The 12,607-nt window shown below is 52.1% G+C and carries 16 protein-coding genes and 1 pseudogene; all 17 read left to right on the top strand.

Going from position 1 to position 12,607, the window contains the following annotated elements:
* The first annotated feature begins 238 nt into the window (after positions 1-238).
* The 17 genes and pseudogenes from DW904_RS04890 to DW904_RS04810 all read left to right on the top strand — a co-directional run bounded on the left by DW904_RS04890 (position 239) and on the right by DW904_RS04810 (position 12,489).
* Positions 239-1,123, top strand: coding sequence for a sigma-70 family RNA polymerase sigma factor (locus DW904_RS04890; RefSeq protein ID WP_118578324.1), 885 nt, complete (start codon positions 239-241; stop codon positions 1,121-1,123).
* A 94-nt stretch (positions 1,124-1,217) separates the two neighbouring features.
* Positions 1,218-1,775 carry a DUF4406 domain-containing protein gene (locus DW904_RS04885; protein ID WP_118578323.1) on the top strand — a complete coding sequence of 186 codons (558 nt, stop codon included), beginning with the start codon at positions 1,218-1,220 and terminating at the stop codon, positions 1,773-1,775.
* The gene (locus tag DW904_RS04880) at positions 1,753-2,187 is read left to right on the top strand and encodes a hypothetical protein (RefSeq protein ID WP_147422297.1); all 435 of its coding nucleotides are present in this window, start codon (positions 1,753-1,755) and stop codon (positions 2,185-2,187) included. Before DW904_RS04885 ends, DW904_RS04880 begins: the two co-directional genes overlap by 23 nt.
* Positions 2,184-2,837 carry a hypothetical protein gene (locus DW904_RS04875; protein WP_118578321.1) on the top strand — a complete coding sequence of 218 codons (654 nt, stop codon included), beginning with the start codon at positions 2,184-2,186 and terminating at the stop codon, positions 2,835-2,837. Before DW904_RS04880 ends, DW904_RS04875 begins: the two co-directional genes overlap by 4 nt.
* Before the next feature lie 11 nt (positions 2,838-2,848).
* Positions 2,849-4,072 carry a DUF2800 domain-containing protein gene (locus DW904_RS04870; protein WP_118578320.1) on the top strand — a complete coding sequence of 408 codons (1,224 nt, stop codon included), beginning with the start codon at positions 2,849-2,851 and terminating at the stop codon, positions 4,070-4,072.
* Between the two features lie 46 nt (positions 4,073-4,118).
* Positions 4,119-4,703: a DUF2815 family protein gene (locus DW904_RS04865; protein WP_118578319.1), complete on the top strand. Its 585-nt coding sequence runs from the start codon at positions 4,119-4,121 to the stop codon at positions 4,701-4,703.
* A 78-nt stretch (positions 4,704-4,781) separates the two neighbouring features.
* Positions 4,782-6,779: a DNA polymerase gene (locus DW904_RS04860; RefSeq protein WP_118578318.1), complete on the top strand. Its 1,998-nt coding sequence runs from the start codon at positions 4,782-4,784 to the stop codon at positions 6,777-6,779.
* A 12-nt stretch (positions 6,780-6,791) separates the two neighbouring features.
* Positions 6,792-7,130, top strand: coding sequence for a hypothetical protein (locus DW904_RS04855; RefSeq protein WP_118578317.1), 339 nt, complete (start codon positions 6,792-6,794; stop codon positions 7,128-7,130).
* 99 nt (positions 7,131-7,229) lie between these two features.
* On the top strand, positions 7,230-8,297 hold the full coding sequence (locus DW904_RS04850; RefSeq protein ID WP_118578316.1) for a DUF932 domain-containing protein: 1,068 nt from the start codon (positions 7,230-7,232) through the stop codon (positions 8,295-8,297).
* 9 nt (positions 8,298-8,306) lie between these two features.
* A complete protein-coding gene (locus tag DW904_RS04845) occupies positions 8,307-8,543 on the top strand; it encodes a hypothetical protein (protein WP_118578315.1) in 237 nt (78 codons plus the stop codon).
* Positions 8,530-8,949 carry a VRR-NUC domain-containing protein gene (locus tag DW904_RS24985; protein WP_347562022.1) on the top strand — a complete coding sequence of 140 codons (420 nt, stop codon included), beginning with the start codon at positions 8,530-8,532 and terminating at the stop codon, positions 8,947-8,949. The genes DW904_RS04845 and DW904_RS24985 overlap by 14 nt, the downstream gene beginning before the upstream one ends.
* Positions 8,946-10,328, top strand: a pseudogene (locus DW904_RS04835) (DEAD/DEAH box helicase). Before DW904_RS24985 ends, DW904_RS04835 begins: the two are co-directional and overlap by 4 nt.
* 9 nt (positions 10,329-10,337) lie before the next feature.
* A complete protein-coding gene (locus DW904_RS04830) occupies positions 10,338-11,105 on the top strand; it encodes a hypothetical protein (protein WP_118578314.1) in 768 nt (255 codons plus the stop codon).
* The gene (locus tag DW904_RS24980; RefSeq protein ID WP_347562021.1) at positions 11,105-11,404 is read left to right on the top strand and encodes a hypothetical protein; all 300 of its coding nucleotides are present in this window, start codon (positions 11,105-11,107) and stop codon (positions 11,402-11,404) included. The genes DW904_RS04830 and DW904_RS24980 overlap by 1 nt, the downstream gene beginning before the upstream one ends.
* Before the next feature lie 113 nt (positions 11,405-11,517).
* Positions 11,518-11,739, top strand: coding sequence for a hypothetical protein (locus DW904_RS04820; RefSeq protein WP_118578313.1), 222 nt, complete (start codon positions 11,518-11,520; stop codon positions 11,737-11,739).
* Positions 11,733-12,035: a hypothetical protein gene (locus DW904_RS04815; RefSeq protein ID WP_118578312.1), complete on the top strand. Its 303-nt coding sequence runs from the start codon at positions 11,733-11,735 to the stop codon at positions 12,033-12,035. Before DW904_RS04820 ends, DW904_RS04815 begins: the two co-directional genes overlap by 7 nt.
* Before the next feature lies 1 nt (position 12,036).
* Positions 12,037-12,489, top strand: a complete 453-nt coding sequence (locus tag DW904_RS04810) for a hypothetical protein (protein WP_118578311.1) — start codon at positions 12,037-12,039, stop codon at positions 12,487-12,489.
* The last annotated feature ends 118 nt before the right edge of the window (positions 12,490-12,607 follow it).

Genomic DNA, 12,607 nt, shown 5'->3' with positions numbered 1-12,607 from the left:
CTACCAAATGGTAGAGCCGGAAACATATCTTCAACAGTCTGGTTGAGGAAAGCCCCCGGTCATTTTGTTATCATATAATCAGTCCAAGGGACAAGCCCACAGAGTCAAATGAAAGCATCTGTCAGCAAGCCCCGGACAAATAAAAAAATATCGTAAGCCCGATTCTAGAGCAGGCGAAGGATACCATAGCAGAACTTCACAGAACAGCGATTTATTTGCTGGCTGTGGAGGTGTGCGGTTGGGATTATTCTTGCTGTCTCTGGAATCGGTCTTTTGTGTTTTATGGCCCTACCAAATGGCTCAGCGTTTCATCAGCATCCTGCTTCGGTATCTTTCCCTTTCAGAGTCCGGGGGAAAGGACAAAACAATGATGATGAACATGATGACCGGAGCGGTTGCAATCAATGGTGGCGTTGGCGTGATGGAGATCCGCCAACCGCAGATGGTGGAGAAAGCGGTACAGGACGCAGGACATATCGCCGCAGATATCGCAGAGAATGTGCATATCACCTTACATGAGTTAAAGGAAAAGATCGATGCGGTGTTGGAGAAGAAGCTGCCGAGTTTCAAGGCACTCATAGAGATGCAGCCGATGGCTGTTGCACAGACAACCGTGGCTGATGCGTCCCTGACCGTTTACCAAAACGGCTATGCAGTCTATGAGATGGATGGCGCACACACAGTTATGGTAGTGGACCGCTGTGGTGATTACCGCTATGACTTTACAGATGGTACATATCAGGTAGTGCCGGCCGAGACTTTTGAGGACACCGAGTGGAGCGTTCGTCTGCTCATGGAAGGGGAACGCCGGATGGAGCACAATCGGAATAACCGCACTGCTGAGACTGAAAATGTGTCCCTGGAATGTGATGGTTCCGACTGGTCGGCAGCAGTCATGGTGGATTTTCTGGATGAGGATAATGCCGACCTGCTGGCAGATCAGGAACTCCGCCGCCTGTATGCAGCCATGAGTAAGCTGACTGAGCGCCAGTCGGAGATCCTTCAGCTTTACTTTTATAAAGGTCTGAACCAATACGAGATTGCAGAAGAACTTGGCATCTGCCAGCAGTCGGTTAACCGGATCATGAATCAGGCAGTAAAAAGGCTGAGAAAAAATTTCTAAAAAAGTTTTTAGAAAAGTGTCTGTTAAAAGGCTCAAAAAGATGTTCATAGTGAGAGGGTTACTTCTCAAGTACATGAACAGGAGGTCAGAACTTATGAGTGCAGTAAGCATGAATGAAGCTGCAAAGAAAACTGCCCAGTTAGAAAATGCGAAGGAGGCCCGTCCACCCGGCGGTGCACCGCAGGAAGAACACCTGCCAAGAAAAATCTTCGTCTGCTCACCGTATCGCCCTATTTCGCAGGACGAGAAGTGCAGAAAAGATGAACTGGAAGCAAACATCCGCAGAGCAAAGATGGCCTGTCGGATTCTTTCCACACTGGGCTTTCTGCCACTGGCACCGCACCTGTATTTCACTCAGTTCTTAAAGGATGAAGAAAAGCAGGAACGAAATACCGGCATTCAGCTTGGAATGCAATGGCTGGAGGAGGCAGATGAACTCTGGATGTTTGGGAATACCGTGTCGGAAGGCATGGCTGCCGAAATCAAGAGAGCCCATGAGTTGCAGAAAAAGGTCCGGAATCTCCCGGAGCCGGGGCGTGTGGTTGAACTGCTTTTGAAAAACATTTCAGAACAGTACCATGTGCCGTTGGATGATAAGAAAACAGAAGGGCAGCAGGAAGCTGCAGAAAGTGAGGAAGACAATGGAGAATAAGAACGAGAAGAGCATGACTCTGGAGGAAATGATCGGCGAGATGCTGAAGGACGCTAAGGTGGTAAAGGTTCCGCTTCCTGTCAAGACAGAGGAAGAAAAGAAAGCTCAGAAGCAGGACAAGCCGATGCCGGCACGCCCGCTTGGTGTTCCACTCCTCTCCATTAACATCGAGAACCTGCATCTCCACATGGATGAGCGCATGATCTCTTACAACTACGGTTCTGGTCAGGAGCCTGATGCTGAAGCAGACGACCCGGCGGAGGATATCGACTTCGATGAGATGCTGGATCGCATCCATAAGGAAACCGGTCTGTGCGAGAAGGTTATTCTGGCAGTCCTGAAGGCACAGGCCGATTATCTGGATGACCTGTGGGGGGATGAGGAAGAAAACGGAGAGGAGGAAAACGCATGATGGACGAACTGAATGTCTTGAATGCTCCGAAGAAAGTTGTGGATGGTCTGGTCGAGGTCTTTGACGGTCTGGCACAGATGTTTGCCGGCGTATCCGAGCAGCTGGATATGCTGGCAGAAAATGCAAAGACGGAAGATGAACTGGAGCTTCCGGTGGCAGAACAGCCAGTATTGCCCGTAACAGAAAAGAAAGGCCCGGCAGTTGTGCATCCCCGTAAGAAGCCGGTCAAGAAAACAAAAAAAGTGGGAGAGACGGCTCCTTCGGCCATCGAGGAAGCTGCAGAGGTGCCTGTGGTAGAAGATTCTGGCGAGGCAGAGGAAGCAGTGAACTCCGAGAGTTCAGAAACTGCAGAGGATGAGCATCCGGTGGATGATGCGGATGCGCTGCCGTGGGAAGAAGATACCGGCCAGAAAGAAGCACCGTCCGACAAAACCGCTGGCAAGGATACACCTGCTGCAAAAGCGGAAACACAGTCTGCAGTGACAATCACCAAGGACGAGATCACGGCGGTTATTGTCGCCAAGATCAAGAAGAAGCGTGATAACAACGAGAAGATCGGCCAGCTTCTGAAGACTTATGGTGTGGCCCAGCTGTCTGACCTGCCTGCAGAGAAGTACGAAGCATTTCTGGCAGATGTCTCCCAGATTTAAGGGAGGTCATCATGCCGGAAGTACATGCAATCCTTTCTGCTTCCAGCTCGAAGAGGTGGCTGAACTGTACGCCATCTGCAAGGCTGGAGCAGAACTTTCCAAATGAATCCTCGGTGTATGCTGAGGAGGGAACTGCCGCCCATGCATTGGGCGAGTACAAGCTGCGGAAATATCTGCATGAACGGGTGAAGCGTCCAACCTCCGAGTATGAGGATGAAGAGATGGAAGCGAACACCGATATCTATGCGGAATTCATCATTTCCACAGTGGAGCGTATCAAGGAGACCTGTCCGCATCCGCTGGTCATGGTGGAGGAACGGCTGGATTACAGCCACCTCGTTCCGCAGGGATTTGGTACGGGTGACTGCGTGATCATCGCAGACGGGACACTGTATGTCATGGACTACAAGAACGGCAAGGGCGTGTTCGTAAACTGTGACCACAATCCGCAGATGATGCTGTATGCCCTGGGCGCTTACCACGCCTACGGATATCTGTACAGCATCAAAAAGGTGTCCATGACCATCATCCAGCCGAGACTGGAAAATATCTCAACGTTTGAATGCAGTGTGGAGGAACTGCTGGACTGGGCGGAAACCTATGTCAGACCGAGGGCAAAGCTGGCCTTTGAAGGAAAAGGCGAGCAGGTTCCCGGAGACTGGTGCCGGTTCTGCCGTGCCAGAACTTCCTGTAAAGCCTGTGCCGATGAAGCAATGGCTCTGGTGAAAGAAGAATTTCTGGATCTGGATGCCGGTGTGCTGGAGGATGAAACCGAGGAAACGGATGCGACAGCATCCTTTGATCCGGATACCTCCGTGCCGACCTTTAAATCCCCAGCACTGCTTTCCAAGACAGATATTGAGAAGATGCTGCCGACTCTGAACCGTATCGAGTCCTGGATCGAAGCTATCTTTGCCTATGTCAGTTCCGAGGCCATCAATCATGGTGTCAGCTGGGATGGGTATAAGGTGGTCGAGGGCAGGAGCAAGAGACAGTTCCTTGATACGAAATCGGTGGTGGCCGCGGCAGAGAAGGCCGGATATACCGATATTTATAAGACAGAGCTGATCTCCCTGACAGCCTTTGAAAAGCTCATGGGGAAGAAAAAGTTCCAGGAGATTCTGGGAGAGTATGTGGTCAAGCCGCCCGGTAAGCTGGCACTTGTCCCGGATTCGGACCTCAGAGAGGCAGTCGATCTGCAGACTGCGGAAGATGAATTTGCTGTCCTCGACTGAGGGCAGCAGCAATACACAAAAAACAGATTGATGGAGGATTTTTATTATGGCTAACAAGATTTCCAGTGTAACTAAGGTCGTTATTCCGTGCCGTATCTCTTTTGCAAACATCTTTGAACCGAAGAGCATCAACGGCGGCGAGGCTAAGTATTCCGTTTCCTGCCTGATCCCGAAGGAGGACAAGAAGACCCTGCTGGCGATCCACAAGGCAGTGGAGGCCGCCAAGGAGGATGGCAAGACCCGTAAGTGGGGCGGCAAGATTCCGCCGAACCTGAAGCTGCCTCTGCGTGACGGCGATATCGACCGCCCGGATGATGAGAACTACCAGGAGCATTTCTTTGTGAATGCCTCCAGCAAGGATGCACCGCAGGTTGTGGACCGTCATGTCCAGCCTGTGGCGGACCCGATGATGGTATACTCCGGCTGCTACTGCAACGTCAGTGTGAACTTCTACGCTTTTAACGCCAATGGCAACCGCGGTGTGGCTGCCGGCTTGGGGAACGTACAGTTCGTCAAGGATGGCGACCGTCTGTCCGGCAAGGCATCGGCAGAGTCTGATTTTGACGCGCTGGACGATGAGGATGTTCTGGGCGGCGACGCCGGTGAGGAACTGCCGGATTACCTTCGCTAAGAGAAACACAGATAAGTAACCGTGCCGGGGGATGCCAGAGTGTCCTCCGGCCTTTTACATCGAATAGAGGTGAGATATTTGAAAGAAACGCTGATCGATATTGAGACCTACAGCGAGGTGGACATTGGAAAATGCGGCCTGTACCGCTATGCCACAGATCCCAGCTTTGAGATTCTGCTGGTCGCCTGGGCAACCGATGAAGGGGATGGTTTTGGCGAAACCAGATGTGCAGACCTTGCATCGGGAGAACCGCTCCCCAAAGAGCTGCTGGAGGATTTCCAGTCCGGAAATGTGCGCCTGATCGCTCACAATGCCTCTTTTGAACGGGTGTGCTTCTCGGTGCATCTGAACCGGCACTATCCCGGACAGTATCTGAAGCCGGGAGAATTCCTTTCGCCAGACAGCTGGATCTGCACGATGGTTATGGCGGCATCGCTGACTCTTCCAATGGCTCTAAAGGATGTTGGCACCGTGCTGAAGACCAGCCAGCAGAAAGACAAGGAAGGCGAGCGGCTGATCAAGCTGTTTTCCATGCCCTGTAAGCCAACGAAAAGCAATGGGATGCGAACCCGGAATCTTCCGGAGCATTACCCAGCTGACTGGGAGAAGTTTAAGTATTACTGCATTCAGGATGTCAACACCGAGGTGGACATTTACAAGAGGTTGAAGAAATTCCCGATGCCGGAGCAGGAGTGGAAGCATTACCGGGTCAATGAGCGTATCAATGACCGGGGCGTAAAGATCGACACGGAACTGGTGCAGCAGGCCATTGCCTGTGATCTGCTGCTCTCAGATGCTATGAGTAAGAAAGCCTACGAACTGACCGGGCTTGAGAATCCTAACTCTGTGTCACAGCTGAAGTCATGGCTGGATGAACGCGGCATTCCAATGGACACGCTGGGTAAAAAGGATGTAGCCCAGATGATCGAGGAACTGGACAAGAACGGAGTGGATGCCGAGGCAATGGATATGCTGAAGCTCCGGCTCCAGATGGCAAAAAGCTCTGTGAAGAAATATCAGGCGGCAGAACGCTGTGTCTGCTCAGATGGCAGAGCCAGAGGGCTGTTCCAGTTTTATGGGGCCAGCCGCACTGGTCGGTATTCCGGCCGGAATATCCAGTTGCAGAATCTGCCACAGAACCATATTTCCACGCTGGATGAGGCAAGGGAACTGGTGAAGCTGGGGTGCTTTGATATGGTCGAGACCATCTACGGCAATACCCCGGATGTGCTTTCGCAGCTGATCCGAACCATGCTGATTCCAAAAGAAGGCTGTGAGTTCATCGTGGCCGACTTCTCCGCCATTGAAGCCCGTGTGCTTGCATGGGAAGCCGGCGAGGAGTGGCGGTTAGAAGCCTTTTTGGAAGGAAAGGACATCTACTGTGCCTCTGCCAGTCAGATGTTCCATGTGCCGGTGGTGAAGCACGGCATCAATGGAGAACTCCGGCAGAAAGGAAAGGTGGCAGAGCTGGCCTGCGGTTATGGTGGTTCTTCCGGCGCACTTATCAGCATGGGTGCTCTGCAGATGGGACTGAAAGAAGAGGAACTGCCGGAGATCATCGATTCCTGGCGGGAAGCCAATCCGAAGATCGTCCAGTATTGGTGGGATGTGGAGAAGGCGGCAACACAGGCATTCAAAACCGGAAAGCGACAGGAGATCGGCAAGCTGGCATTTGAGTTTTATTCCGGTACGCTCTGGATGCTGCTGCCTTCCGGCAGAAAGCTGGTGTATCTGAAACCGAGATTGCAGCCGAACCGCTTCGGAAGGATGAGCCTGACCTATGAAGGAGTGGGGCAGAACCACAAATGGGCCAGACAGGAAACCTACTCCGGCCGGCTGGTGGAGAATGCGACACAGGCGATTGCCCGTGACATTCTGGCAGAAGCAATGGCTCGGATGGAAGGCTATGGCCTGAATATCGTAGGTCATGTTCACGATGAAGTCATCATCGAAGCACCCAAGGATCGGTACACGGTGGATGAGGTCTGCAAGCTGATGTCCGTTAACCCGGAGTGGTGCAAAGACCTTCCTCTGAATGCTGCCGGATATAAGGGCAGCTACTACTTTAAGGATTAAAGGGGGAGCGAGATGCCTCACGTTCTAAAAATGAAAGACGGAAAACTCCTGACAACCTTTGGCATCCGGGATCTGCTGGATGCGGTGCAGGACTATGCCGGAGAGGAACTTCGCCGGGAGATCGAGGAATATATCGAAACTAATGTGCAGAATATCGATGATTACGAAAAAGAGTACGACCGCATGGAACAGGAGAATGAACGCCTGGCTGACCATCAGCGGTCGGTCCTCTGTGACATCCGGGACGAAGTGGATGCTCTGGACACGCTCCTGCAGAATACCCGGCTGAACCGTAGACGTATGCAGGGAGCTGTTCGGATCATCCGGCAGATGATCAACCGGGAATTATAAGCACTTGTAGTTATAAAAACACAGCGTTTTTGTCGGAAGGACACGGACGCATAAACGGGCGTATAAATATGCGCCGCAGAGATAGAGAGGAAAATTGCTATGAAAACAGGAAGAAATTTGCAGGAAGTCCTGGTCGAACTGAACCGTCAGAATCAGGCAAAGCAGGACTTTATCAGTCCTGCGCAGGGGATGCGCCTCCGGGAGGATGGACAGACTTTTGAGATCAACCATCTTACGACCAGCCAGCAGGAGGTGTTTGGTACGACCTCACTGTTCCATCGTCAGGTGGCATCAGCACTGGGTATCCCGGCCAAATACTATGATCTCATGCAGGCACAGAAGCCGGAACTGCTGGCCGAGAATGTGAACAGCTGGTTTGTGGACAAGCCCAGTTCTTACATGGTTCGCTCGATGGATTACGGTGCCGGACAGGTGGCCCGTGCGCTGCTGTCGGAACGCTATCGCCGTATCGACAACATGGAGATCGCCACAGCAGTATTGCCACTGTTTGCAGGTAACGACCAGTACGAGGTCATGTCCTGTGAGGTGACGGAGAATCGTCTATACCTCAAGGTGGTCAATCACCGTCTGGAGATGGAAGTCCGCAAGGGTGACATTGTCCAGGCTGGTGTGATGATCTCCAACTCCGAGGTCGGTCTGGGAGCTGTGTCGATTCAGCCGCTGGTATACCGTCTGGTCTGCACCAACGGCATGGTGGTCAATGACATGGGCGAACGTCGTCATCATGTGGGCCGGCAGGCAAAAGCAGTGGAGGACAGCTTTGCCCTGTATTCGGATGAGACGATGAAAGCAGAGGACAAGGCATTCCTGCTGAAACTCCGCGATACCACGATGGCTGCCATCGATGAGGCTCGCTTTTCCCAGGTGGTCGGCCGCCTGCAGGAATCTATGGCAGTGCCGATCACCGGCAGGGTACAGGATGTGGTGCAGCTGACTGCCCAGAGCTATGGTATCAATGCCGAGGAACAGGAAGGTATCCTCAAGTACCTCATTGAAGGCGGAGACCTTTCTCTGTACGGTCTGTCCAATGCGGTGACCCGTGCATCGCAGGATGTTGTTTCCTATGACCGTGCTACCACACTGGAGGGCATCGGCTGGCAGGTCGCCACGATGGAGCCGCAGCAGTGGAAGCAGATCAATCAGTGAGGTGACGGTATGGAAGATGTCATTCACTGGATCACAGAACACAAAGAGGAAAGCTCCCCGAACAGGAAAGTCAGTCATAGCCACCCGGACCCGACTGCCAATGAAGCCATCGGCAATGTGGTTCGGGAAGAGCGCAAGAAGAAGCACCGCTCAAGGAAACGCCCGAAAAGGGAATGCCAGGAAAAGAAACGCCCACGCATCGGTGTCTGGCGGGCAGAGGAGGCGAAGCCGGATGAGGGAGAATGAAGTCGAAAAGCAGTTTGTGGAAGCAGTCAGGGCCGCCGGTGGGCAGGCCCTTAAATTTACCAGCCAGAGCATGAACGGTGTGCCGGATCGACTGGTTTTGTTGCTCGGCGGCAAGTGTGCGTTTGTGGAACTGAAAGCACCCGGAAAGCAGATGCGTATCCTTCAGAGAAAACGCAGACAGCAGCTGGAGGCGCTGGGCTTTCCGGTATTTTGCGTAGACCGCCCGGAACAGATCCAGCCTGCTATTCATGCGTTGCTTCGCTGGAAAACGGGCGAGCCTATCCCCCAGGGAATCGGTGCAAAGATCCCGGAGATGCCGGAAGTTACGCTGCCGCAGGGAAATACACAAAGCGAGGAGCCGGAAACACGGGCTCAGGATGTCGGGGAGGAGGTGATGCCCAAATGAAGTTCATTCCACATGATTATCAGAGCTACTGTACAGAATATATCAAAACACACCCGGTCGCAGCCCTTTTTCTGGATATGGGCTTGGGTTAAGGAAAGACCGTTATCACATTGACGGCCATCAAAGACCTTATGCTGGAGACCTTCGAGGTCAGCAAGGTCCTGATCATTGCGCCGCTGCGTGTGGCCCGTGATACATGGCCGGCAGAGATCGAAAAGTGGGATCATCTGAAAGGGCTGGACATTTCCGTCATCGTTGGAGATGTCAAGACCCGGATCGCGGCAGTCCACCACCCGGCGATGATCTACATCGTCAACCGGGAGAACATCAAGTGGCTGGTGGAGTATTACGAGAAAAATGGAATGCGCTGGGATTTTGGCATGGTTGTGATCGATGAGCTGTCATCGTTCAAGAACTACCAGTCCCAGCGTTTTAAGTTTCTGCGAAAGGTGCGACCGTTTGTGAAGCGGTGGGTCGGGCTGACCGGTACCCCTTCTTCCAATGGTCTTATGGATCTTTGGGCGGAGATCGGGATTCTGGATGGAGGGGAGCGGCTCGGTAAATTCATCGGCCGGTACAGGGAGGCTTATTTCAAGGCCTCTTCCATGAATCCATCCACCGGTGTTGTGTTCCAATACAAGCCCAGAGAAGGAGCAGAGGAGCTGATCTACCAGAGGATCTCGGATATCACAATCTCCATGAAAGCACTGGATTATCTCCATATGCCGGACTGTATTCCAAGCCGGTATGAGGTGGAGATGAGCGCACCGGAGCGGGAACTCTACGATATGCTCCGAAAGGACTTGCTGATCCCGCTCAAAGACGGTGACATAGATGCTGCCAATGCCGCATCACTGACAGGGAAGCTGTTGCAGATGAGCAATGGCGCGGTCTATGACGAGAACGGCAAAGCACGAGTCATCCATGACCACAAGCTGGAAGCTCTCGAAGACCTGATCGAAGCGGCCAACGGACAGCCGGTGCTGGTGGCATACTGGTTCAAGCATGACCGGGAGCGTATCATCAACCATCTGTCGAAGCTGAAAATCAAAGTCCGGGATATCAAGAGCAGCACCGACATCAAGGACTGGAATGCCGGGAATATCCCGGTCGCTCTGATCCATCCGGCATCGGCTGGACATGGTCTGAATATCCAGCAGGGCGGACACATTCTGATCTGGTTTGGACTGACATGGAGTCTGGAACTGTACCAGCAGACCAATGCCAGACTTTGGCGGCAGGGGCAGACGGATGTGGTCACGATTCACCATATCATCACCAAGGACACCGTGGACGAGGATGTCATGGCCGCTTTGGAGCAGAAAGATATGACACAGGAAAAACTGATCTCAGCAGTCAAGGCGCAGCTGGGGAGATAGGAGAAGATTATGGAAAAGAATACGACCAATTACAAGTTTCTGAATGCAAAGGATCGTGCCTCTGAGAGAAAGAACTCTCACGGCATTCTGGATACCGACCGATATCACTACATGACTGCACCGCATGTGCAGACCAGCAAGCGGAAGCGCAACAGAGATGGATTTTTCACACCGTATGCGATGTTCCGTCCGTACAGTGGCACCGGGCTGTTGTGTGCGATCTTCGGGGAAACACCTGCCCGTAAGACCTCTGACCTGCGAGTCACACAGGATATGCTGGCGAAGGAAGCCTATGAGCATGAGATCGAACTGCTCATGTGTCAGGCAAAATCTTACGAGCTTCAGTTCCACAAGCGTTTCTGTGCGGAAGACCGTGCGGAGGAATGCTATGCGAAAGCAGTGGTAGCAGGAAAACACCCGGATGCACCGAAGCTGACAGCGGAGGATACCAGACAGACGATTTTGGATGCGGTTACCTGGCGTTTCGATTGGATTCAGCAGAACAAGAGAAAATGCTATCGCTTTGCTGAGATCCTGATTGACGCGAAGGAACACCGTCTGGTGACAGACAGGGAAGAAAAAGAAAACTTTGTTGACCTGTTTGTGCGGAATGCAGCTCTGATGCCGGAGCCGAACCGCAAACTGATCGACTGCATGTACGAGGCGGCATGGGATTCCATCTATATGTTCAAGTATGGATTGGATAGACAGAAGGTGCCGGCACCATGGTACGACACGAAAGCGCATGATTCAGGAAAGGGCAGGGTGAACGACTGATGGGAATGGCAGCAGACAATCTGGAATGCTACGAGAATCTGGCGAATGCAATCATCCTGCAGGCTGTCAAGGACTACAAAACCGTACTGTTCCGTCTGGAGGACCATCCGAACAACCGGGATGCGCAGTTTGAGAAAAAGAGGCTGGAAGGTTTCTTTCACTCCAACTGGTACAACACGCTGACGGATCTGGATGCCTGCACACTTATTTCTGGTGTGCAGGCAAGAGTGAGGTTGAAGCTGTGGAGCGTAGAAAGAGGAGGGCAGAAAACCTGCACCGGAAAGCGGAGCGCGAGATGAAAAAGCTCGTGAAGCTGCTCACGGAAGCCGGTGCCGCTCTGACTCCGGAGAACATCCGGGCGTTAGGTGACATTGCGTGATAAAAATAAACAGACCAGAACAGGAGGTGCAGTATGGCAGACGAGATGGATTATATGGCACAGGCAAAGGAACTGGCCGATTCCTATCGGCTTCTGGTTCACAGGCGTGATCTGCTCCGGCAACAGTACGAGGATTCCCGGTCCTGGTTTTATACTAAGGACGAGATCATCTATAGCTGTCGCAGGGCGCACATGAGGAATCCGAGCGCGTACAGACCAGTGGTACATCAAATCCGGTGGAACGCACCGTGCTGAACTGTGACAAGGTGCTGGCATCCATGAACCGGGAAGTACAGACCCAGCGCACTGAGCAGTTTCTGGAACCTTACTATGAAGTCTGTGAACAGATTGAACTCTTCGAGATAGGACTTCGTAGTCTGCGCGGACAGACCCGGCTTGTGGCAGAGCAACTGTTTGTAGATGGGAAGAAGCAGTCGGAGATCACAGGGGCAGATGGAAACAATCTGACCCGTCGAAACGTAGTCCGGGAAAAAGAAAATGCTTTGCAGGGAATTGCGGCTGTGATTCGCTGGAGAAGGGAGGGGGCATAATATGCAGGCAGAAGAAATTATGGAGAAGAAAATTGCTTCAGCAATGGAGGTCTGTAAAAAGTACAATCGTATCAAGGCCGATGGAAAAAAGGCAGAGGAGGTATGGAAGTATAATCTGGATATGGCTGCGGATGCCAAATATCCAAAAGAAACCGAAATGTATGAGGAATATGCAGACAAAGCTCTGACTGGATTCAAGGCTTCGATTAAATGGCTGAAAATAGTAGACAGAGCTATGAGAATGGTTTTGCCTTATGAAGCCGAGCAGGTTTTGATACAGCATTTTGTTGAGGGAAAACCGCTCAAATCTATTCGTGGAGGACGGAACCGGTATATGTCCAGAACGACGGCAACAAAGTATAAGAAAATCGGAATCCAAAAACTGGCTGACAATATTTCTCCTGTTGAGGCCGACTTGAAGAAGCTGGAGGAGATTCTGGAAAATTCTTTGTGATTTGAACATGATGCGGTCTTAAATGAACGCAGATGAACATTTTTCCAGTTTACCGTACATTGGCTTTTTGCTATACTTTAAACTAGGAAAATAGGAGAAACGAAGGCGCAGAAAATCC

Source organism: Ruminococcus sp. AM42-11 (assembly GCF_003480145.1).
Classification (GTDB): domain Bacteria; phylum Bacillota; class Clostridia; order Lachnospirales; family Lachnospiraceae; genus Blautia_A; species Blautia_A faecis.
Note: the sequence above shows the minus strand (reverse complement) of the source record. Positions and strands in the feature narration are given on the sequence as shown.